We start from the raw sequence: 20,195 nt of genomic DNA on the forward strand, positions 1-20,195 counted from the left end.
CGAGATTCCAGTTGACCGATCTAATTCAGCCCGGTCTAAAAACCCGCGGACGTCGGGAATTCCCATCCTCGTCACTTGCGATAGTTAGGTTGTCTAGTAAAATATTCGATACCGGGATTCCCGGAAGGAGAGGCTCATGGGCTTACTGTTCTACGGCTCTTCCGAGAGCCCGATCCGCGTCCCGGACCGCGTCCTCGCGCACGTCAAAGTGGTCATCGCCACCAAGCTCCGGCGGGGTGAGAGCTTCACCATGTCGTGGCGTCATCCCTCGGGCGAGCATGCGGGTCGCAGTACGATCTGGATCCAGCCCTCGATCCCCCTGCGTTTCGTCTTCGGTTCCACCGAGCCCGAGATGCTCGACCCCGCTCTGCTGCAGGCCTACGCCACATCGGCGAACTCGTCGAGCGGCCTGACGGTCGACCTCGAGGAGCACGGCGCCGCCGCGACGGCGCCGGCGGGATGATTCAGGCGCGACCCGCTGCGTGACGGTGGGCGATGGCCGACATCCACTGCATTCCCGGGCACGGGGGAGCGGCGCGACCGCGCATGCGCTCCCACGCCTCGACATAGATGCCCTCCAGGAGGGCATCGGCGCGAGCCGCGATTCCCGTGATCGACAGCAAGACCGCGTAGACGCGGGGCGCGGTCGCATCGTAGAACGCGACGAACGCGTCGCAATCGCCGGTCGCCGCACGCCGCAGAAGGGCGTCCAGATCGTCGTCTGTGGTGGCGGGGCTCGCCGCATCGGTCATCGTCATGGACACCTCCTTCGTCTGGATCAGTCAACCGCGCGCGGCCGTCGGCGGCCTGGGCTTGCGCAATCGGGACGGGTGATCTAGCGCCCCGTCGGCAGCGGCGGAAGGGCGACGGCGTGGACGTCAAGCCCGCATGATCGATTCGGAGCGATCGCTAGCGTTCCCCTATGAGATCTGTCGTGCGCTGGGCTCTGGCCCTGGCGATGCTCTTCGCCGGCGTGTCCCACCTGACGTTCGCCCGGCAGGATTTCCAGGCACAGGTGCCGGACGCCCTCGTCGAGAAGGGCCCCCTCGATCGCGACGCGGTGGTCGTGGCATCCGGTGTCGTCGAAGCGGCGTTCGGGCTCGCCCTGCTCGCCCTGCCGCGCGAGCGGCGGCGCATCGGTGCGGCGCTGGCGGCGTTCTTCGTGGCCATCTTCCCGGGCAACATCGATCAGTGGCGCAAGGGTCGTTCCGCCTTCGGTCTCGACACCGATCGAAAGCGTCTCGTGCGTCTGTTCTTCCAACCCGGGCTGGTGGCCGCCGCCTGGTGGTCGACGCGCTGACTCATGACGGACGTCGTCAGTCTCGAACTCCTTCTGGACGAGGAGACGGATGCCGCGGTGCGCGCCGAGTGGGATGCGCTGGCGCAGGCGGGCTTGCCCAGCCAGGCGCAGCACAAGGGCGAGAGCAACCGCCCCCACATCACGCTGCTGGTGCGTCCGGGCCTCGCCCAGGTCGCCGCGGAGCCGCTGTCGCCCCTGTTCCCCCTGCCGCTGACCCTGGGAGCGCCCCTGCTCTTCGGCGCGGGCCGCACGCGCGTCATCGCGCGATCGGTCGTCCCGACGGCGGGGCTGCTGGCGCTGCATGCCCGCGTGCACGAGACGGCGGGCCCCGGGGGCGACGCGGATCACACGCGTCCGGGGGCGTGGACGCCCCACGTCACCATTGCGCGGCGGGTTCCGATCGAGCGCGTCGGCGAGGCGCTCGCCGTATGGTCCGAGACAGGCGAGCAGGATCTCCCGGCGCGCGCCGTGGGACTGCGTCGGTGGGATGCCGCGTCCCGGACCGTGACGGACCTCGTCGGTCATGGCACGCTGGAGACGTGCTGACCGACGAAGCGCGCGAATTCCTGCGCGAGTACCATCTGGCCACCCTGTCCACGATCGGACGGGACGGTCGTGTCCACGCGGTCCCCGTGGGCTTCACCCATGAGGACGGTGTCGTCCGGGTCATCGGATCCCGCGGGACGCAGAAGTTCGTCAACGCGGCCCGCGACGGGCGGGCGTCGATCTGCTCGGTCGACGGGGCGAAGTGGATCAGCTTCGAGGGGCCGGCGCGGGTCACGGACGATCCCGACGCCGTCGCCCGCGCCGTCGACCTGTACGCGGCGCGCTACCGCCAGCCGCGGGTCAACCCCGACCGGGTCGTTCTCGAGATGACCGTCGAGCGCGTGCTCGGCTCGGCGGCGTTCCGGGCCTGACGCGCTTCGGCGTCCGCCTGGCGGAGGCCGCGGGCCGGACGCGATATTGTTCAGACGTCACTCCCCGGACACGGTTTTATCGATCGCTCGACGAGAGGCGCATGCGGGTGGGGTCACAGGCACGGATGAGACGGCGATCGGTTTCGTCTTTCCGCCCTCGGGGCGCAGTCTTCCGGGCGTGTCGGTCTACTCGTGGAACGTCCGCGGACCGTTTCCGGACCCGTGGAGAGGGGATGCCGTCGTGACCGCCGACCCGTCTTTGGACAGTCGTCTCGACGACGTGTTGCGCACCCTGGCCGGCCGCGTGCGCCGGCTCCGCGAGGACCGCGACCTGTCGCTGGTGGAGCTGTCGTTCGAGTCGGGTCTGTCGGAATCGCGTCTGCGGGCGATCGAGGCGGGCCGCACCACGGCGTCGTTGGCGACCCTCGTGGCCCTGGCCGAGACGTTCGAGATCAGTGTCTCGGAGCTGTTCGCCGAACCCGCCCCCGAGCGATCGGTCGCCGATGCGGCCTCGTCGGGTGGAGTCGCGTGGGGTGGGGAACTGCCCCCGGCGCCATGGTTGACGGCGGCACCCACGCCCGCTGCGACGGCGAGTGCCTACGTGGTGCCGAGCGAGGTGGTCTGGGGAGGGGAACTGCCTCCCGCCCCGTGGACCGACTCGATCGCTCCCCGCGAAATGCCCGAACCGCCCTCTGCTCCGAGCGCTCCGGCTCGCGAGGTGCCCCGCGCGGTCGTACCCGGTCATCTCGTCGCCACCGAGCAGACCTGGGGCGGGCCTCTCCCGGCTGCGGCATGGGACGCGGCGGTGCCGGCACCCCCTCCCCCCGGGAACGGGGGTGGCCGCGAGGCTCCACCGGAGCCGCGCCCGGTGGCCGGTGCGGCATCACGGGCTTCTGCGGCCTCTGAGGTGCACCGCCGCGCGGCCGAGCAGGGCATGGGTGGGACGTCGCGCTACGTGCTGGTCGCGCCGGGGGCGGGGGCCCCGAAAGAGCTGCGCACCTTCGCCGACCTGCGCGAGGGGGTTCTCGCCGGCCGGAACTTCCGATCGCTGCGGGAGTTCGCGGTCGCAGCCGTCACCGAGGCCGATCACCCGCTTCCCGCGGTCGCGCGCGTCTTCCGGCTGCCGGTGTGGCGCCTCGAGCAGTGGGTCGCCGAGTCCGGATACACCGTCCGCTGAAGCGCGGGGGCACGGCTCGCGCCGCACCCCCACTGGTGCCTCAGAGGGCGCGGAGCTTGTCGAGCAGCGGCGCGGCCACCTCGTCGACGAAACGCTGCTGCTGGGCGTCGCCGACCTGCACGATCGCGATGTCGGTGAAGCCGGCGTCGATGAAGGGCCGCACGCTCTCAGCGAGTTCGTCCAGGTCGGGGCCGCACGCGATCGACTCCGCCACGTCTTCGGGACGGACGAACTGCGAGGCGCCGGCGAACCCCGCGGGCGTGGGCAGGTCGGCGTTCACCGACCATCCACCCGCGAACCAGCGGAACTGGTCGTGCGCCCGGGCGATGGCGGCATCCTTGTCCGGATCCCAACTGATCGGGATCTGACCGATTTTGCGGGACTCGCCGTCGTGGTGCTCGTCCCACCCCGACACGATGTCGGCGTCGGGCTCGGTGGTGATGAGGTGGTCGCCCAGCGGGGCGAAGGCCTTGATGGAGTTCTCGCCCGAGACCGCCACTCCGATCGGGACCCCACCCTCGGGGGCATCCCAGACGCGTGCCGAGTCGACGCGGAAATACTCGCCGTCGTAGGTGACCAGGTCGCCGGTGTGCAGGGCGCGGATGATCTCGATCGCCTCGACGAGCATGTCCTGTCGGGCGTGCACCGCTGGCCAACCCTCACCCACGACGTGCTCGTTGAGGTTCTCGCCCGAACCCAGACCCAGGGTGAACCGGCCGTCGGAGAGCAACTGGAGCGTCGCGGCCTTCTGCGCCACCACCGCCGGGTGGTAGCGCACGGTCGGGCACGTGACGTACGTCATCAGCTCGACGTCGGTGGTGGCCTGGGCGACGGCGCCGAGGACCGTCCAGGCGTAGGGGGCGTGGCCTTGACTGGCCAGCCAGGGGGAGTAGTGGTCGCTTGAGACGAGGAAGTCGTAGCCGGCGCGCTCGGCGCCGATCGCGTAGTCCACGAGAGCCTTGGGGCCGCTCTGCTCGGTCATGAGGGTGTAGCCGAATCGCGTCATGCGGCCACGGTAGGACGCGCGCGGAACGGGTTCGGCGGGGTTGCGCTCCGCGCCGTGATGCGGCAGACGACGGCGGGCCCGCGGCTGATGCCTCGGGCCCGCCGTGTCGCCGAGGGCTCAGTCCTCGGGGGCGTGGATGACCTTCTCGCCGTCGAAGGTCTCACGTTCCTTCTTCTGCGCGTCGTTCCGGGTCTTGCGCAGGCTCGCGACCGTGGCGACCGCGACTGTGGCGGCGATGAACAGCAGCGAGAACCAGATCGGGATCTCGGGAACCCACAGCAGCGGCTCGCCGCCGTTGATGAACGGCAGCTCGTTGACGTGCAGGGCGTGGAAGACGAGCTTGACGCCGATGAAGGCCAGGATGACGGCCAGACCCTGCGCGAGGTAGACGAGGCGCTCGAGCAGACCGCCGATCAGGAAGTACAGCTGACGCAGACCCATCAGGGCGAAGGCGTTGGCGGTGAAGACGATGTACGCCTCGTTGGTCAGGCCGTAGATGGCGGGAATCGAGTCGACGGCGAAGACGAGGTCGATGAAGCCGATCGCGATGATGACGAGCAGCATGGGGGTGACGAAGCGCTTGCCGTCCTTCTTCACGGTCAGCTTGTCGTCGTTGTACTCCTCGGAGACGGGGAGCACGCGACGCACGAACTGCATGAACTTGCCGTTCGCCGGGTCGCTGTCACCGTGCGAGAACGCCTGCCGGTAGGCCAGGAAGAGCAGCAGGGCGCCGAAGATGTAAAAGATCCACGAGAAGTTCTCGATCAGGGCCGCGCCGACGGCGATGAACGCGCCGCGCATGATCAGGGCGATCACGATGCCGATCATCAGCACCTTCTGCTGGTACTTCTTGGGCACCGCGAAGCCGGTCATGATGATGAGGAAGACGAAGAGGTTGTCGATCGACAGCGCCTTCTCGGTCAGGTACCCGGCGAAATACTCCCCGCCGAACGTCCAGCCCGACACGACGCCGATGCCGACGCCGAACAGCAACGCCAGGCCGATGTAGAACGCGGACCAGCGGGCTGACTCTCCGATGGTCGGTTCATGCGGCTTGCGCACGTGCGCGAAGAACTCGAACACGAAGAATGCGATCGTGATCGCGATCGTGATGATCCAGATGAGGGGGGTGACGCCCACGGCGGCCTCCAAGGGAAATCGGTGTACGACGAGACACCAAGGTCTCCTCCACCCGGCGAGATGGGCCGACGTCCCGGGTCCACGATGGCGTGGACCGTATTGACGGGATCGTCGCGACGGGAGTACTCCCCTTGCTCAGGCGATTCTACGGGAGCCGCCTGGGAGAGTGCGGACTGGACACGTCTCGAGCCGCTGTGGTAGTCGCGGCGAACACGTCTCGGGGTGGCGCGCAAGCCCCGGCGGCGTCGCCACGGGGTCCGAGAGGATGCCGAAACACCCCATTCCGAGGAGGATGACGATGACCGAACGAGAAGAGACCCAGGACGCCCCCGTCATGGACGGCGCGACCGACGCCGGCGTCGACGAGAAGAAGGACGGAGCGCGCGAGCAGCGCGCGGCCGATGCGGCGGTCGAGGACGACGCCGCGCAGGAGGACCTGCAGGACGATCTGCGCAGCATCCGCGGATACGGCGAAGACCGCTGAGTCCCGGACGACTCCCGTCCGGAGCCCGCTGGGGGGCGGGCTCCACGAACGGGAGTCGTCGAAGCGTTCGCGGGTCCCAGCGGATCCGAAGGCGCGCAGCCTTCGTGTCACTCCGCGTCGTCGGTCGGGATCTCGCCCGCGGCGATCGCATCGGCGTAGGTGCGGATGTCGGGGCCGGGCTCGTAGTCGATGAAGCGATCCTTGATGCGTCCGTTGATCTGGGCAAATGCCTCGTCCGACGAGATGCCGTCGTTCTCGCGTGCGACCGCGACGACGGCCTCGCGCAGGACACGGTCCGCGTCGTCGAGGATCTTCTGGCGGGCGGGCTCGTTCCAGGTGATGTCCGAGATGTTCATGGCGACACGATAGGTCGGGCCGGAACCACCGATCCCGGGCTTGCGGTCCCGACGAGGATGTGGAGCGCACCCCTACGCAACCCCCGTGCGTTCGTCGTGCTCGAGGCGAAGATGGGGGCATGTCGATGGATGCCGTGACCCCGGCGATCAACCTGCGGCAACGCCTCGAGTGGTGGGCGCGGGACTACGTCTTCGCGGTTCGAGGTCAGACCCGTGCCCTCACCGGCCGCACGGCGCCCGACCCGCTCGCCGAGGGACCGGGGGTCCCGATCGTCCTGCTCCCGGGGATCTACGAGACGTGGCGGTTCCTGGAGCCGCTCGCCGCAGCCGTGCATGCCCACGGTCATCCCGTCCACGTGGTGACCGAGCTCGGTGGCAACAGGCGCCCCATCGCCTCATCAGCGGCCCAGGTGTCGGCGCTCATCGAGGCTCGCGGGCTCGACGAGGTCGTCCTGCTCGCGCACAGCAAGGGTGGACTCATCGGAAAGCACGTGATGGCTTTCGACCCCGTGGGTGCGCGCATCCGCGGAATGGTCGCGGTGGCGACGCCGTTCGGTGGTTCGCGTTACAGCCGCGTCATGCCGACCCCCTCGCTCCGCGCATTCGCGACGGGGGATGCCACGATGCGAGCGCTCGCCGCATCCGCCGAGGTCAACACCCGGATCGTGTCCATCTACGGCCCTTTCGATCCGCACATACCGGAGGGCAGTGAGCTCGCGGGAGCGCGCAACATCGAGCTCGCCGAGGGTGGGCACTTCCGCGTCCTCGCCTCGCCGCGCGTCGTGGCGGAGGTCATCCGCCTCGCCGGCTGACTCGACCGGCCGCGCGCGCTCAGGGGAGGAGCACGGTTCCGACGTGGTCGTCGCTCTCGAGAGCATCGGATGCCACGGCCGTCACGACCATCTCCTCGACCGCGATCGCGCCGGAGAGCGTCGTCAGGAAGGCTGTGTCGGCGGCATCGCGGCCCGTGGCGATGCGGACGAGGTGCGGACGCGGCGCGAGTCGCGTGGCATCCACGATCTCCCATCTCCCTTCGACGAATGCCTCGACGACGGCATGGAAGTCCATCGGGTCCAGCCCGGGGGCGAAGGCCGAGACCAGGCGGGCCGGCACGCCACGGGCGCGCAGAAGAGCGATCGTCAGATGCGCGTAGTCGCGGCAGACGCCCTCACGGGCGCGGAGCGTTTCGGAGGCGGAATCGGTCGGACCGCTCGAGCCGGGGACGTAGCGGAGATGATCGTGGACCCACTGGGACACATGGTGAAGCGTGTCACGTGCGGACGCGTCCGGGAATCGCGACGCCGCCTCGGTGAGGGCGTCGGAGGGGGCGTATCGGCTGGGTCGCAGGTAGCGCACGGGATCGAGCTCGTCGGATGGCGCGGGGGCGGCCGGGGCGCGGGTCTCCGCGCTATAGCGCACCGTCACGGGTCCCCGGGGGAGGCTGGCGCGGTGGAGTCTGCCTCCGTGCGCGTCCGGGCTCACGAGGACCTCGACCGGCTCATCGACGGCGACGACGACGAGCTCCTCGTCGTCGACCCATGCGGCGGGCGGCGCGATCGACAGGACCACGTCGGCGTCGGCACCCACGCGCAGAACGAGGTTGACCGAGACCGTCGCCCTCATGCGGCGGCACCCGGCACGAGGGGAGCCGACGCCGACGACTCCGGAGCCGTGCTCGCCAGGCCGCAGCAGCCGAGGCTCCACTCGGCGCAGACATCGGCCACCGCGCACCGCATCCTCTGCAGAAACGCGGTGACGGCCTGCGTCTCGCCCTCGCTCATGCCCCGCGTGGCCTGCATCATGCGTGCGTGCATCGCGGCGAGCGTCTCGCGCATCTCCGCGTCCGCGTGCGAGGTGAGGGACACGACCACCTTTCGACGATCCGACGGGTGAGGAGCGCGGGCCACGTGGCCCGAGCGCTCGAGTCGATCGAGGAGAGCCGTGACGGACGCCGTCGAGACCCCGAGGTGGCGCGCGAGGGTGATCGGGGTCACGTCCTGGTCCGCGGCGCCCGCTCGCGTGAGGAAGCGCAGGACGAGCAACTCGTTCTCTCCCATGGCCATCGACGTCTGCGTCTGCCGGCGCATGGTCATCTCGGCCGCGCGGTAGAGGCGCATGGCCTCCATCACCCGTGCGCCCCGCTCGTCCTCGGTGCTCTCGCTGTACCAGTACGACGGAGGTGAGGTGCTGTGCCCGTTCATCCACGCTCCTAATAACTCACTTGCCTATTCGCTAGTCTAACTAGTAAGTTGTCACTCAAGCAACGAGCAGAGGGGTACACCATGGCGAAGCTTTTCTACGGCACGACCACCGAGCCGATCACGATCGATGACCGCATGCTGGCGCACGTCAAGGTGGTCGTGGCGACCAAGCTGCGCCGAGGCGAGAGCTTCACCCTGTCTTGGGTGCACGGAGCGGACGAGCCGGTGGGGCGCTCGACCATCTGGTTGCAGCCGTCCATCCCCCTGCGGTTCGTCTTCGATTCCGAGCAGCCCGAGGCCCTCGACCAGAACCTCCTCAAGCGCATGGCGAACGACGCCAACTCCTCGCGCGGACTCAGCCTGGACATCGACATCGAAGAGCCCGCCGTCCGCACCCCCGCGCGCACCGCCCCCGCCAAAGCCGCACGCTCGCTGGCCCGGGCCGCGTAACCGACCGTCTGCGGCTTCTCTCGACATCCCGGCGCAGCCGCGACGTCTCACCCCGCCGTCGGGCAACCGTGCCGGCGACACCTCATCAGGAAGAAGAAGATGGACCCCATCGCGTCCTGGGATCTGCCCACAGAGCCCCTCACGATCATCACCGCAGGGGATTTCGAGGCCGTCACTGCCGCGTGACGTCCACCTCGCCATCGGCGGGCGGCGTCCGGCCCTCGGCCCGGATGCGCAGAACGCCGAGAGCGAAGAACACAGCCCCCACCGTCAAGAAGCCGAGCTTCGGGGCGATGGGCGAGTCGGCGGGGAAGAGCAGAGTCGGCACCGCGCAGATGAGCGCCGAAACAGAACTCGCGATCGCCCCGAGGGGGAACCTCGTCTCTCGCGTCACCGTGTACCTCCCTTCCCGTGTCTGCGGCCAGCATAGGCGCGACGCGTAGCGCTCTCGCGTCCATCCGTCCAGCGTCGCGCTTTCGGATCGGGTGCTGGCTACGGTGACCGGACCGACGAAAGGAACACCCATGCGTTCCCCCCTCATCGCGACGACCGTCGCAGCCCTCCTCGTCACCGGTGGTGCGGCACCCGCGTTCGCCGCGTCGCCGGTATTCGCCGAGCCCGCCCCGGTCCTCGTGGTCTCACCGATCGACGCGGCGACGTCGGCGTCCGTCCCTCTCGTCGCTTCGTCCGGCGTCGTCGAAGACGGTCCCGCTCAGACCGATCCGGATCCCGAGGCTGAGGGCGGTCGGCTCGCCTTCGTTCTCGTCCCCCTCCTCGCGGCCGCCGTCGTGGTCGTCGGGGCGATCGTCGTCATCGCTCGCGGCCGACGTGGCCGGCGGGGCGACTGACGACGCCGATCACGGGACGATGTAGCCCGCCGCCCGGACCAGCGCGTACCACTCCGCGCGCGTCAGGGCGATCTGCGATCCCGCCGCGGCATCCGTGATGCGCTGCGGGGTCGTCGTGCCGAGGACTACCTGAATGCCGGCCGGATGCCGAGTGATCCAGGCGACCGCGATCGCCAGAGCGGTGACGTCGTAGCGCGCCGCCAACTCGTCGATGACGGCGTTCAGCTCGGCGTACTCGGGGTTCCCGAGGAACGTGCCGCCCCCGGCTCGCGTGCCCTGGATCGGCGACCACGCCTGGAGCGTGATCCCCGCGATCCGGCAGTACTCCACGAGTCCGCCGCCGTCCCGGACGACCGATTGCCCGGTGCTCTCCATGTTCGACGCGAGCCCCTGGACGACGAGCGGGGCATGCGCGATCGACAGCTGGACCTGATTGGCGACGATGGGCTGACGAACGGCCGTCCGCAGCAGGTCGATCTGCCGGGGCGTGTGGTTCGAGACGCCGAAGGCGCGTACCTTTCCGGCAGCCTCGAGGTGATCGAATGCCCGAGCGACCTCTTCGGGCTCGACCAGCGCATCAGGGCGATGCAGCAGGAGGACGTCGACGTAGTCGGTTCTCAGCGCGCGCAGCGACGCCTCGACGGAGCTGACGAGGTGGTCGTACGAGAAGTCGAAGTACGGCCCCTCGCGAACGATGCCCGCCTTCGTCTGCAGACGGATCTCGTCGCGCTCCGAGGAGCTGAGGTCGAGGGCCTCTGCGAACCTCGTCTCGGCGGAGTGGAGGGACCGGGCGTAGATGTCCGCGTGGTCGAAGAAGTCGATGCCGGCGTCGCGAGCCGCGATGTAGAGGGCTTTGACGTCGTCGTCGGTCTTGTCGTCGATGCGCATCATGCCGGCGACGACGTTGGGGACAGTCATGCCGGTGGGGCCGAGGGGGAGTGTTCGCATCCCTCGACGCTAGTGCGCCGCCGGCGGCTCCGGGGGGAACGGATCGGTCTCGCCCTCGTGGCCGTGCTCGGCTCGGGACTCGGCCGCCGTCTCGGAGTTCGCGCGACCGGCGTCATCGAGCGGTGCGGAGGCGTCTTCTGCGGACGCGGACGCAGGCTCGGCGAGCGCGCCGTCCTCCTCCAGCTCGCGCGGGACGGCGCGCAGCAGTTCGCTCAGCTCGGCCATGAAGCTGGTGAGCTGTTGCTGCTGCCACCGCAGATCCCGCGCGCGGTCCTCTGCGTCGCGCAGGGCCTGCGTCGCGTGGCCCATGATGCGGTCCGCGATGTGGGCCGCCCGGTCGCGTGCCGTATCGAGCGCCGCCCGCGCCCGAACCTGCGCGTCGGCCTCGATCTGCTGCGCCTGCGCGCGGGACAGGCGCTCGAAGTCGTCGGATCGCGCACCGATGCGCCGCGCGTGCTCGAGGGCCGAGGCCACTTGATCGCTGGCGTCGGAGGTGATGCGCTCGGCGTGCGCGACGGCCTGATCGTGCAGGACCATGAACTCCTGCTGGGCCTCGTCCTGCCGACGGGTGAGCGACTCCTCGAACTCCAGGACGCGGGCGGTCATCTCACGGACGTCGTGCTCGGCCTTGGCTCGGAGATCGCCGGTCTCGCGCGACACGAGGCTCCGCAGGGCCGCGGCTCCCTTCTCGGCTTCGGTGCGGATCGCGGTCGCCTCGCGCTCGGCCTGGGCGACTTTCTCCGCGGCGTGGGCGCGTTCGCGCTCCAGACGTGCGTCGTGGGCGGTCGCCTCTGTCTCGATCCGGAGGCGCACCTGGTCGGCATCGTGCTGCGCCTCGGCCCGCAAGCGCGCCTGCTCTGCGACGGCCTCCTCGCGAAGCGACGCCGCTTCGCCCTGGGCGCTGACGAGGAGGCGATCGGCCTGGGCCACCGCGTTCTGCACGAGGACGGAGGCCTGCTCTTCTGCCACCCGCAGGATCGCCTCGAACTGCTGCCTCTCCTGGGTGGGGTCGGCGCCGGTGCCGCTTTGTGCGACGAACTTCTCGGACAAGGCTGCGACGCGGCTCTCGGCATCGGCGACGCGCGCGGAGGCTGCGCGAAGCTGGTCGTTCAGCGCGGCGAGCTGGTCCGCGTGCGATCGCGCAGCCTCTTCGAACCGGTTCTCGAAGTCGGCCTGCACCCGGGCCGAGATCGCGGCGACACCGGCGCGTTCCTCTGCCGCTTCCGCCGTCAGCCGGCGAACGCGCTCAGCCAGAGTCCGGACGGCGTCGTCCACCGCTTCGCGGTCGTACCCTCGGAAGCCGACAGGGAACACCATCGGCGCCTCTGGATCGGATGCCGTGGCCTCCCAGAGGACGTCCAGGGGGGACTCGGCGGCGGGCGGTGGCGGGACCGTGGGGGCTTCGTCGATGGCCCGGTCACCGCGACCTCGATCATCTGTGTTGTTCACGGTTCCTCCGGAATCGGTCGCCCCGGGTCATCGAACGGACGGCGGGACATCGGGCTGTCGCGGGGCGACGGTCTGAGCGGGGCGGACAGAGGAGATGCGCGGTCTCGCAGGCGGGGTACGGGTCTGCGAGACCGCGCATCGGGGGATGAGCGGTCGTGCTGGGAGAGTGGGATCTTGGGGGAGAGCCGCACGACGACCGCCCGAGATCGAGGCTGACACATTCCGGATGGCGCCCCCGAGGATTGTCGCCATTTCTCACCCCAGGATTCGCCCGTCCGAGGCGGAGATTCGACGCCGGGCACGGGGCGACCGCGCCGAAGCTGCGAAGCACTGAGGCGGTGACGACCGCGAGTTCGACCTTCTCTGCGATCACGGGCGTTCGAGGCGCGGACAGGGCGAAAGCATCAAGCGGTGCGGCCCCCCGGCTCGCGTGCGATGCTCTCGCCCTGCCCGCGGAACCAGCTTCACGCGCTCGGCGGCTGAGGAGTGACCGTCGCAGCGCAAAATCACCCACGATCCGCGGCAGATCACCCGTCCACTCGAGGGGGAGGGGTGAGGAGGCGGTAATGTGGCCGGGCGCGACCCAGGAGGAGCCGATGTCGAAGACCCTCGAGAGGACCGTCGAGCCCGCCGCGAGGTCGCGCGACTCCTCGCGGCGCCTCGCGACACTCGGCGCGGGCTGCGCGTTCGTGAGTGCGGCTCTCATCTGGTTCTGTCGCGCAGAGGATCCGAGCGTGCACTACGTCAGCCAGCTGGGTGCGACGGGCATGCCGACGGCGCCGCTGTTCAATCTTGCCCTGCTGCTGCTGGCCATCGCAGCCGTCATGGTCGATCGCGCACTCCTGTCCCGCCGCGTCGGGTACGTCGCGGGGTGGCCGATCGCGACGACGCTCCTGGTGTGCGGGCTGTGCTTCGGCTTCGCCTCGGTCGTCACGTGCTCGCCGGGATGCCCCGTCCCGTTCACCGCTGGTTCGCTGCCACAGGACCTCGTTCACATCACTTTCGCGGTCCTCGGTTTCCTGCTCGCGATCGTGGCGATGGCGCAGACGGCGATGCTGCGCCGACGTCCGTGGATGCGGGCGGTGAGCACCCTAACCCTCACCGCCGTGGGCGTCACCTCGTTCACCGGCGCCATGATCGCGCTTTTCCGTGGAGACACCGTGTTCGGGGGGAATCTCGAATTCGCGGCGGCCACGCTCGCCATCGTCTGGTTCGGGGTATTCGGCCTGCAGGTCGCCGCAGATGCGCTCGCCGCGGACGGTGGACGGCCTGCCGATGAGGGGCGCGTCCCGTGAGCACGCCCACAGGACGGTCTCGAGTTCCGGGCGTCCTGCGTCGTCTGCGGCCTCTTCTGTCGTGGCTGATCTCTCTCGTCTCGCTCCTCGTCATCCTCGCCGTCCTCCGTGGCGCCGGTGTTCCCCTGTCGTTCCCGGGTGTCCTGGTCGTGATGCTGTTCCTGTTCACCGCGCGCGCGGTGATCGGATGGCGGCGCGGGCGCCGGCGCCGTCTCAGATCTCCGAGTCGGTCTCGATGAGTCCCCACGCGTGCGCGGCGCGGATCGCGCTCGACCGGTCGGAAACCTCCAACTTGCGATAGAGACCTTGCAACTGGGTCTTGACCGTGTTCGGCGACACGACGAGCGCACGCGCGATATCGGCGATGGTCGACGTGGGCGTGAGCTGCGCCAGGACGACCTGCTCCCGTTTGGTCAGGTGCGGCACGCTCACCGACGAGGCGAAGAACGACCGGCGCTCCTCCAGGCGATCCCGTGTCTCGGAGGAGAGCATCTTGTGGACCACCGCTCGGTCCTCGGGCGCGACCGCGCTCCAGGGACTCCACAGATCGTGGCGGATGCTCAGTGCCTCGGCACGTTGGACCGTCGTCCGGTGCGCGGCCGATCCGTTCAGGCGTACGTCGGCGACGATGCTCACCACCAGGCTCTCCAACGCCGCCCGAGGGGAGGGCTCATGATGCAATCCCCACTTCACGCTCATCACGTAGGACTCGTGCGTACGTCCCGCGTAGAGGTTCGACAACGCGATCGCGGGAGCGGTGGCGGCCGAGAGCGTGTACGGGCCCTCGAAGAGCGAGATCGCCTTCCTCGCCTGTCGGAGTGCGATGAGGACCTTCGCCCGTGCGGTCAGCAGGTGGATCGACTGGAAGTGGGACGGGGGTGTGCTCCGGGTTCGGGCCGTCCAGGCCCGCAGGAGGCCGAGGGCATCGGATGCGGCACCCGAGAGGAGGAAGGAGAGAGCGTGGACGGATGCCGCATAGGGCCACAGCTCGCGCGCACCCGCGTTCGCGGGCAGGTCGTCGAGCAGGGCCCGCGCTCGCGCGGCATCGCCGTCCTCGAGGTGCAGCCACGCCTCCGCGATACGGAGGCCCTCTCCCCAGGGCGACGATTTCCACGTCTCGTCGGCGTTCGCCTCGACCAGGCTCCGGGCGCCGGCGACATCTCCCTCGAGCAGCTCCAGGATCGCGGTCGCTCCCCGAGCCCGGAGCCGCCGCGCCGGGGGAGCGGTGCGTTCCGACTGGGTCAGCGCGATCCGCGCGTCACGCAGTTTTCCCATGGCGAAGGCGGTCATCCCGACCTGATACCACCCTTCAGAGGCGGCTTCCGGGCTCAGGCCCCGGGCCTGTCGAAGCGCTTCGCCGAGGGTGGCGGACGATTCGGTTGACAGGGCGAACCTTCCCGCTGCGCGCAGCAGACCCACGCGGAGCGTGAGCGCCTCGACGCTCGCTCCGACGGGGGTCCTGGCATCCGGGAGTTGAGAGAGCGCGGTGACCGCGAGAGCCGGCGTGTCCGTGGATGATGCGGTGCGCGGGTCGAGCGACAGCAGCGCATCCACCGCGTGCGGCGACGAAGGCCCGCTGGTCACGAGCTCATCGAGGAGTGCGGGCAGGCACTCGGCGTCACGAGCCCAGATCTCGGGGCCCGAACTGTGGAGGATCCTCGCCAGGGAGTCCCTCTGGCCGGCGTCCGCGGCCAGCTGAGCAGCCAGGAGAGGCTCGCCGGTGTCGACGAGATGCTCCATGAGCTGGATCCTCGAGCGGCCCACGCGGTCAGGATCCCGGGCGGTGATGTCGCGCAACCACTTCTCGCGAACGGGCTCGGCCAGAGTCAGCCGGGTGGAACTCGGCCAGGCCAGGCCGGCGTCCTGCAAGCGCGCTAGGAGCTCGCCCGGAGAGCCGATCGACGGATCCACGCCGAGGGCGTCGGCGATGTCGGCGGTCACGTAGGGGGCCACCGCGAGCATGCGGATGTCGTCGGTCACCGGCACGTTCAATCGGTGCTCGAACTCCGTCGTCAGCGCGGTCGCCGCGAAGTCGGCCAGCACGGCGGCCTCGCCGCGCGTGCGCAGGGGCAGGGCCTCCAGCCGGAGACGCGAGGCCGCCAACTGCGCCAAGGCGGGCCAGCCGTGGATCTTCGCGGCGAGATCATCGATCGCCACTTCCGTGGTGACCACCTCGTTCAGTCGGAGCACCTCTGCGATTTCGTCTCGAGTCATGAGCAGGGCGTCGGCGGGGACCACGTGGACGTCGAATTCCAGCGCGACCAGCGGGCTCTCCAGCCCCGTCGCGTGACGGGTTGCGACGACGATCCGCAGGTCGGTGTCCGCGCGGAGGAGCTCCACGAGCCGGTCGGTCGAGAGGCCGGACGCATCGGTGTGGTTGTCCACGAGCAGTATGTGTGCGGAGGGGCCTGTCGCGAAGGCGTCCGCGATGCGCTCCGCGGCATCCGGGCCCGCCTGAGCACCGTCGATGAACTGAACGCCGAGGTCCTGTTCCTCGTCGAGAAGGGCGGCGAACTGACGTAGGAGAGAGCTCTTGCCGACTCCGGCGGGACCGCGGACGAGTACCACGTCGCCGGACAGCGCCTCGCGCAGGCGGGCCAGGGATGCCGACCGCGTGGCCCAGAACCGGCTCGTCCGCCGGCTCGTGCGGGCGCCAGGGGTGACAGAATCCACGTCGATCAGCATCGTTACCTCCAGTAGCTGGGATGACGGCTCCTCTTCGGGTGAGGAGTCGCGTCGACGCGACGAAGGAGCGGTCGCGTTGGAACGATCCTGAGGGTGACGCTCGGCGCGGACCGACCAAATCCGCCACTTTCATCCCCCACGTCATCCCCTCATCACCCCCCTCTGCATCACCCTTTTCATCACCCTTTTGCCCTCGGCTCCGGCTTCGTCCCCCGCCGCGTCTGAGGGCGGCGTCAGGAGTGTCGCGGATCCGGCCCTAGGCTGCCTGCGACCTCGACGACGCCCTCGTCGAGATGGGAAGGCGGAGTTCGAGTGGACATGCAGCGAGTGGTGCGCATCCTGCGCGCCTATTGGATGACGATCGGGGCCCTGTTCGCGCTGGGAGCGTTGGTCGGTCTGGGGTGGAGCGCGCTGCAGCCGAGGGTTTACACGGCCGACGCGAGCGGGTACGTCGCAACCGTCTCGTCCGACGGATCGACCGGATCCGCCCTCGCGGGTGATCAATTGGCGCTCTCCAAGGTGAAGTCGTTCGTCGACATGGGGTACTGGCGCAGCGTCGCCGAGGCCGCGCGGGAGTCCCTCGGCGTGGAGGACAGTCCGGAGTCGCTCGTTCAGCGCGTGCGGGTCTCGAACCCCGTCGAAACCGTCAATGTGCGGGTGGATGCCACCGGGTCGACTCCCGAGTCGGCGCGGGACCTCGCAGAGGCGTGGATCCGTGGCATGACGACCCAGGTCGACGAACTCGAGACGGGAGGCTCCGGTCAAGGCGCGGTGCGGCTCATCGCCGGAGACTCGGCACGCCTGCCGACGTCGCCCTCCTCGCCGAACGTCAAAGTCGATGTGGCCGTCGGGGCGATCGCCGGAGGCGTGCTCGGCGTCGTCTTCGCACTCGTGAGGCGCACCTTCGACCGGCGCGTCCGAACTGTCGAGGACATCACCGCCGCGGTCGGTGCCTCGGTTGTCGGCGTCCTCCCCATCGACAAGGAGCTCGCGAACGGACGGGCGGTGTTCTCCTTCACCGACACCCACGATGGGCGGGGCTCCTTCGCGCACAAAGAAGCGGTCCGGGAGCTGCGCACGAACCTGCAGTACGTCGACGTCGATCACCCCCCACGGGTCATCGTGGTGACGAGCCCGCTCCCGGGCGATGGCAAGTCGACGACCGCCGCGAACCTCGCCGTCAGCATCGCCGCGACGGGGCAGTCGGTGATCCTCATCGACGCAGACCTGCGTCGCCCGGTCATGGGCGGGGTGTTCGGCTTCTCGGACGACGTCGGACTGTCCGACGTGCTCGCCTCCCGCGCGCAGATCGAGCAGGTCGCGCATCAGGTCGATGATCATGGGCGTCTCTTCGTCGTCGCCGCCGGGCGAACCCCTCCGAATCCGACCGAGATGGTCGGTTCCCAGCGCATGCAAGCGCTCGCTCGGAAGCTCGCCGAGGACATGGTGGTGATTGTGGACTCGCCGCCGACCCTCGCGGTCGCCGACGCCGCGGTCATCGGGAGTTGGGCGGACGGGGTGGTGCTGGTGGTCACAGCCGGTCGGACGACCGATGACATGCTGACCCGCGCGGTCGACAACCTGTCGAAGACGCGGGGGCGCCTGCTGGGTATCGTCCTCAACCGAGCGCCCCTGCGCGGACCGGACTCTTCCTATTACGGAGCCCGCTACGGCGGAGCCTACGGGTACAGCGAGCCCGACGCCGACACTCGGAAAGGGGCGAAGCGGACGAGAGGTCGCGATCGGCGACCCTCCTCGGTCATGGGCGCTCCGGGTGCGACGGGCCCGCGTCGCCGCTCCGGTACGGCCTCGGACGATGCCCGAGTCGGGGCTTCGGGTGAGGTTCGTCGCAGCCGCGGGTGAGGCGTTGGGTCAAGGTGCCGGACGGGGCGGGCCCGTCTGGTGGTGATCGGCGGACCCGCTTGATGGGTGACCGCCGGATCCACGTCGGACGGCGAGGCGTGGGCACGCGAGGCGGAACGCTCGTCGCAGGCTCCCGCACTCGAGATCGGACCCGCGGAGTCGCCGTCGCCCCGGGCCTGCGGGCGACGACCGTCGGGGCTGAGGCGAACCGATCGGTGGGCGCAGTCAGTGCGCGGTGCCGCCCGGAGCGACGACGGCTCGGAAGGTTTTCGCGAGGATGGCGATGTCGCCCACCAGCGACCAGTTCTCCACGTAGAAAAGATCGAGTCGGATGGCGTCCTCCCACGCCAGAGAAGACCGCCCGCTGACCTGCCAGAGGCCGCTCATTCCCGGACGCACGATGAGCCGACGCCGCGCGTCGTCGTCGTAGAAGGCGACCTCTGCGTCACGCTGCGGGCGGGGACCGACGAGACTCATCTGGCCGAGGATGACATTGAAAAGCTGGGGCAGTTCGTCCAGCGAATAGCGGCGGAGCCAACGGCCGATGGGAGTGATCCGGGGGTCTTGCTCGACCTTGAAGAGAGGAGTGTCGGCCCGCCCCTGCGCACGGAGAAGCTCCTGCAGCGCGGTGTCGGCTCCGTCGACCATCGAGCGGAACTTGAACATGTCGAACGGGATGCCGCCCTGCCCTACTCGTTCCTGACGGAACAGGATCGGTCCCGGACTCGACGTTCCGACCATCACCGCGACGGCGGCGAGGAGAGGGGAGAGCAAGATGACCAGTACGCTCGCCCCCGCCACGTCGAAGATCCTCTTCGACAGCTGTTGAGCCCGCGAGTAGCGGGGGGTCTCCACGTGGATCAGCGGAAGACCCGCAACCGGTCTGGTGTGCAGGCGCGGTCCGGCCACATCGGTCAGGTTCACCGCCACGATGAGCTGTCGCCGGCGGGGGTCGAGGCTCCACCCTATGCGTCGGATGTCGTGCGGGTCGAGCACGGAGCCGCCGGAGACGAGGACCCCGTCGGCGTCCAGGTCGTCCAGTCGGCGACGAAGGAGATCGGATTGCTCGTCCGACCAGGATGTAACGCCCACGACGTGGCCGACGCTGTGCAGGCCGGCGACCCGAAGGCCGGCCGACGGTTGCCGGGCGAGTTCGGCGGACACCCGGGCGTTCTCATCCGAACTGCCGACAAGCACGACGCGCGTGCCCATCGATCCCGCGCGACGTCGGTGTGCGAGAAGCCGGCGGCAGAGCAGGCGCCCCATGACGAGCGAGATGCAGCCGAGGGGCAGGCTGAGGAGGAAGTATCCGCGTGAAAGGTCGGCGGTAGTCAGGTAGGCGGCGATGGCGACGATGCCGAACACCTGCATCGATGCGGTGACCACCAGTCGGAGCTCGACGGCACCGTAGCCGATGATGCGTTCCTGTCGTGAACCTCCGAGCGCGAGCGCCAGCATCCAGGCCGCGCCCACGACGATCGAGACCACGCTGTAGTCGAGATTCGATGAGGCCACTTCCGCCGAGCGCGATCCCAGCCACATGAACTGTGTGCCGAAGACGACGAGCGAGATGACGATGGCATCGGCGAGGAGTACCCAGCGTGCGTAGCGTCGTTGCCAGGGGGCTCTCTTCGTCGGTCGCTTACGCCCCGCATCGGGCGAAAAGCCGGGTGAGTCGTGGTGCGAAACAAGTGCCTTCACGGATGGTCCGCCTTCCGCGTCCGAGGACGTTCTCTCTGCACGGCGCTCGTCCGTCATCGCCGCTGAGCGCGATGACTCTGCCACCGCCCTCGGAGCGAGCCGTGCGACCGACACCGCGTGCTGGCCGGGTGAGGGGTTCGTGCGGAGCGTCGTCGACCGCGTTCCGCTCGACCACCGTCGAGGTCGATGGCCACCGAGAGCGGGATGCCGACAGTGGCCCCCGTCTCGTGCAGAGCAACCGGTTCTCGCCTCAGTTCTCACCCCGCCCACCGAGGCATTCACCATGCGATCGACGCGGTGGGGCGCCGTCCCGACGAGCGCGCCGAGAATGTTTACATGTTCATGTGAGAATGGCCCATCGCTCAGGCTTGAGCC

At 69.4% G+C, this 20,195-nt stretch carries 22 protein-coding genes; 11 read left to right on the forward strand and 11 right to left on the reverse strand.

Annotated elements, in window-relative coordinates; all coding sequences use genetic code 11:
- Positions 1 to 136: 136 nt before the first annotated feature.
- On the forward strand, positions 137 to 463 hold the full coding sequence (locus tag DC432_RS04985) for a hypothetical protein (protein ID WP_116536926.1): 327 nt from the start codon (positions 137 to 139) through the stop codon (positions 461 to 463).
- Position 464: 1 nt separating this feature from the next.
- Here DC432_RS04985 and DC432_RS04990 read toward each other — a convergent pair whose 3' ends face one another.
- Positions 465 to 758, reverse strand: coding sequence for a hypothetical protein (locus tag DC432_RS04990; protein ID WP_116536927.1), 294 nt, complete (start codon positions 756 to 758; stop codon positions 465 to 467).
- A gap of 164 nt (positions 759 to 922) precedes the next feature.
- On the opposite strand from DC432_RS04990, the gene DC432_RS04995 reads away from it, so the two are divergent.
- The 4 genes from DC432_RS04995 to DC432_RS05010 all read left to right on the forward strand — a co-directional run bounded on the left by DC432_RS04995 (position 923) and on the right by DC432_RS05010 (position 3,394).
- Entirely contained in the window at positions 923 to 1,300 is a 378-nt protein-coding gene (locus DC432_RS04995) for a DoxX family protein (RefSeq protein ID WP_116536928.1), read from the forward strand.
- Positions 1,301 to 1,303: 3 nt separating this feature from the next.
- Positions 1,304 to 1,846: a 2'-5' RNA ligase family protein gene (locus tag DC432_RS05000; RefSeq protein ID WP_116536929.1), complete on the forward strand. Its 543-nt coding sequence runs from the start codon at positions 1,304 to 1,306 to the stop codon at positions 1,844 to 1,846.
- Positions 1,840 to 2,217, forward strand: a complete 378-nt coding sequence (locus tag DC432_RS05005; protein ID WP_243393031.1) for a PPOX class F420-dependent oxidoreductase — start codon at positions 1,840 to 1,842, stop codon at positions 2,215 to 2,217. The genes DC432_RS05000 and DC432_RS05005 overlap by 7 nt, the downstream gene beginning before the upstream one ends.
- 241 nt (positions 2,218 to 2,458) lie before the next feature.
- The gene (locus tag DC432_RS05010; protein WP_165801183.1) at positions 2,459 to 3,394 is read left to right on the forward strand and encodes a helix-turn-helix domain-containing protein; all 936 of its coding nucleotides are present in this window, start codon (positions 2,459 to 2,461) and stop codon (positions 3,392 to 3,394) included.
- A gap of 40 nt (positions 3,395 to 3,434) precedes the next feature.
- Here DC432_RS05010 and DC432_RS05015 read toward each other — a convergent pair whose 3' ends face one another.
- Together DC432_RS05015 and DC432_RS05020 are read right to left on the reverse strand one after the other, a co-directional pair.
- Entirely contained in the window at positions 3,435 to 4,400 is a 966-nt protein-coding gene (locus tag DC432_RS05015; RefSeq protein WP_116536931.1) for an LLM class F420-dependent oxidoreductase, read from the reverse strand.
- Positions 4,401 to 4,517: 117 nt separating this feature from the next.
- Positions 4,518 to 5,540: a TerC family protein gene (locus DC432_RS05020; RefSeq protein ID WP_116536983.1), complete on the reverse strand. Its 1,023-nt coding sequence runs from the start codon at positions 5,538 to 5,540 to the stop codon at positions 4,518 to 4,520.
- Between the two features lie 298 nt (positions 5,541 to 5,838).
- Here DC432_RS05020 and DC432_RS05025 point away from each other — a divergent pair, with 298 nt between their 5' ends.
- Positions 5,839 to 6,024, forward strand: coding sequence for a hypothetical protein (locus DC432_RS05025; protein WP_116536984.1), 186 nt, complete (start codon positions 5,839 to 5,841; stop codon positions 6,022 to 6,024).
- 107 nt (positions 6,025 to 6,131) lie between these two features.
- Here the strand turns inward: DC432_RS05025 and DC432_RS05030 are convergent, their stop codons facing one another.
- Positions 6,132 to 6,380, reverse strand: a complete 249-nt coding sequence (locus DC432_RS05030; protein ID WP_116536932.1) for a hypothetical protein — start codon at positions 6,378 to 6,380, stop codon at positions 6,132 to 6,134.
- A 119-nt stretch (positions 6,381 to 6,499) separates the two neighbouring features.
- Here DC432_RS05030 and DC432_RS05035 point away from each other — a divergent pair, with 119 nt between their 5' ends.
- Complete coding sequence (locus DC432_RS05035) at positions 6,500 to 7,192, forward strand: esterase/lipase family protein (RefSeq protein WP_243393032.1); 693 nt, start codon at positions 6,500 to 6,502, stop codon at positions 7,190 to 7,192.
- A gap of 19 nt (positions 7,193 to 7,211) precedes the next feature.
- Here the strand turns inward: DC432_RS05035 and DC432_RS05040 are convergent, their stop codons facing one another.
- Both DC432_RS05040 and DC432_RS05045 read right to left on the reverse strand, forming a co-directional pair.
- Positions 7,212 to 8,003 (reverse strand): transglutaminase-like domain-containing protein, encoded by a 792-nt coding sequence (locus DC432_RS05040; protein WP_116536933.1) that lies wholly within the window; start codon positions 8,001 to 8,003, stop codon positions 7,212 to 7,214.
- The gene (locus DC432_RS05045; protein WP_116536934.1) at positions 8,000 to 8,581 is read right to left on the reverse strand and encodes a MarR family winged helix-turn-helix transcriptional regulator; all 582 of its coding nucleotides are present in this window, start codon (positions 8,579 to 8,581) and stop codon (positions 8,000 to 8,002) included. Before DC432_RS05045 ends, DC432_RS05040 begins: the two co-directional genes overlap by 4 nt.
- 81 nt (positions 8,582 to 8,662) lie before the next feature.
- Here DC432_RS05045 and DC432_RS05050 point away from each other — a divergent pair, with 81 nt between their 5' ends.
- The gene (locus tag DC432_RS05050) at positions 8,663 to 9,031 is read left to right on the forward strand and encodes a hypothetical protein (protein WP_116536935.1); all 369 of its coding nucleotides are present in this window, start codon (positions 8,663 to 8,665) and stop codon (positions 9,029 to 9,031) included.
- A 172-nt stretch (positions 9,032 to 9,203) separates the two neighbouring features.
- On the opposite strand, the gene DC432_RS05055 is transcribed toward DC432_RS05050, so the two are convergent.
- Positions 9,204 to 9,359, reverse strand: a complete 156-nt coding sequence (locus tag DC432_RS05055) for a hypothetical protein (RefSeq protein WP_207770748.1) — start codon at positions 9,357 to 9,359, stop codon at positions 9,204 to 9,206.
- A 196-nt stretch (positions 9,360 to 9,555) separates the two neighbouring features.
- Here DC432_RS05055 and DC432_RS05060 point away from each other — a divergent pair, with 196 nt between their 5' ends.
- Entirely contained in the window at positions 9,556 to 9,879 is a 324-nt protein-coding gene (locus DC432_RS05060; RefSeq protein WP_116536937.1) for a hypothetical protein, read from the forward strand.
- Positions 9,880 to 9,888: 9 nt separating this feature from the next.
- Here DC432_RS05060 and DC432_RS05065 read toward each other — a convergent pair whose 3' ends face one another.
- Together DC432_RS05065 and DC432_RS05070 are read right to left on the reverse strand one after the other, a co-directional pair.
- A complete protein-coding gene (locus tag DC432_RS05065; RefSeq protein WP_116536938.1) occupies positions 9,889 to 10,827 on the reverse strand; it encodes an aldo/keto reductase in 939 nt (312 codons plus the stop codon).
- 9 nt (positions 10,828 to 10,836) lie between these two features.
- On the reverse strand, positions 10,837 to 12,276 hold the full coding sequence (locus DC432_RS05070; protein ID WP_207770749.1) for a cell division initiation protein: 1,440 nt from the start codon (positions 12,274 to 12,276) through the stop codon (positions 10,837 to 10,839).
- A gap of 596 nt (positions 12,277 to 12,872) precedes the next feature.
- On the opposite strand from DC432_RS05070, the gene DC432_RS05075 reads away from it, so the two are divergent.
- Positions 12,873 to 13,571 (forward strand): DUF998 domain-containing protein, encoded by a 699-nt coding sequence (locus tag DC432_RS05075; RefSeq protein WP_165801184.1) that lies wholly within the window; start codon positions 12,873 to 12,875, stop codon positions 13,569 to 13,571.
- 213 nt (positions 13,572 to 13,784) lie between these two features.
- On the opposite strand, the gene DC432_RS16730 is transcribed toward DC432_RS05075, so the two are convergent.
- Entirely contained in the window at positions 13,785 to 16,244 is a 2,460-nt protein-coding gene (locus DC432_RS16730) for a LuxR C-terminal-related transcriptional regulator (RefSeq protein ID WP_165801185.1), read from the reverse strand.
- A 330-nt stretch (positions 16,245 to 16,574) separates the two neighbouring features.
- Here DC432_RS16730 and DC432_RS05085 point away from each other — a divergent pair, with 330 nt between their 5' ends.
- Positions 16,575 to 18,119, forward strand: coding sequence for a polysaccharide biosynthesis tyrosine autokinase (locus tag DC432_RS05085; protein WP_243393037.1), 1,545 nt, complete (start codon positions 16,575 to 16,577; stop codon positions 18,117 to 18,119).
- Positions 18,120 to 18,344: 225 nt separating this feature from the next.
- On the opposite strand, the gene DC432_RS05090 is transcribed toward DC432_RS05085, so the two are convergent.
- Positions 18,345 to 19,877, reverse strand: coding sequence for a sugar transferase (locus DC432_RS05090; RefSeq protein ID WP_116536942.1), 1,533 nt, complete (start codon positions 19,875 to 19,877; stop codon positions 18,345 to 18,347).
- Positions 19,878 to 20,195 lie beyond the last annotated feature (318 nt).

It is taken from the genome of Microbacterium testaceum, from assembly GCF_003075375.1.
GTDB classification, from domain to species: Bacteria; Actinomycetota; Actinomycetes; order Actinomycetales; family Microbacteriaceae; genus Microbacterium; species Microbacterium testaceum_E.

Excerpts from the sequence above, each read along its gene's own strand:
- DC432_RS04985 (WP_116536926.1), top strand. The coding sequence starts at position 137 with ATGGGCTTACTGTTCTACGGCTCTTCCGAGAGCCCGATCCGCGTCCCG.
- DC432_RS04990 (WP_116536927.1), bottom strand. The coding sequence starts at position 758 with ATGACGATGACCGATGCGGCGAGCCCCGCCACCACAGACGACGATCTG.
- DC432_RS04995 (WP_116536928.1), top strand. The coding sequence starts at position 923 with ATGAGATCTGTCGTGCGCTGGGCTCTGGCCCTGGCGATGCTCTTCGCC.
- DC432_RS05000 (WP_116536929.1), top strand. The coding sequence starts at position 1,304 with ATGACGGACGTCGTCAGTCTCGAACTCCTTCTGGACGAGGAGACGGAT.
- DC432_RS05015 (WP_116536931.1), bottom strand. The coding sequence starts at position 4,400 with ATGACGCGATTCGGCTACACCCTCATGACCGAGCAGAGCGGCCCCAAG.
- DC432_RS05025 (WP_116536984.1), top strand. The coding sequence starts at position 5,839 with ATGACCGAACGAGAAGAGACCCAGGACGCCCCCGTCATGGACGGCGCG.
- DC432_RS05030 (WP_116536932.1), bottom strand. The coding sequence starts at position 6,380 with ATGAACATCTCGGACATCACCTGGAACGAGCCCGCCCGCCAGAAGATC.
- DC432_RS05035 (WP_243393032.1), top strand. The coding sequence starts at position 6,500 with ATGTCGATGGATGCCGTGACCCCGGCGATCAACCTGCGGCAACGCCTC.
- DC432_RS05040 (WP_116536933.1), bottom strand. The coding sequence starts at position 8,003 with ATGAGGGCGACGGTCTCGGTCAACCTCGTTCTGCGCGTGGGTGCCGAC.
- DC432_RS05045 (WP_116536934.1), bottom strand. The coding sequence starts at position 8,581 with ATGAACGGGCACAGCACCTCACCTCCGTCGTACTGGTACAGCGAGAGC.
- DC432_RS05050 (WP_116536935.1), top strand. The coding sequence starts at position 8,663 with ATGGCGAAGCTTTTCTACGGCACGACCACCGAGCCGATCACGATCGAT.
- DC432_RS05060 (WP_116536937.1), top strand. The coding sequence starts at position 9,556 with ATGCGTTCCCCCCTCATCGCGACGACCGTCGCAGCCCTCCTCGTCACC.
- DC432_RS05065 (WP_116536938.1), bottom strand. The coding sequence starts at position 10,827 with ATGCGAACACTCCCCCTCGGCCCCACCGGCATGACTGTCCCCAACGTC.
- DC432_RS05075 (WP_165801184.1), top strand. The coding sequence starts at position 12,873 with ATGTCGAAGACCCTCGAGAGGACCGTCGAGCCCGCCGCGAGGTCGCGC.
- DC432_RS05085 (WP_243393037.1), top strand. The coding sequence starts at position 16,575 with ATGCAGCGAGTGGTGCGCATCCTGCGCGCCTATTGGATGACGATCGGG.
- DC432_RS05090 (WP_116536942.1), bottom strand. The coding sequence starts at position 19,877 with ATGACGGACGAGCGCCGTGCAGAGAGAACGTCCTCGGACGCGGAAGGC.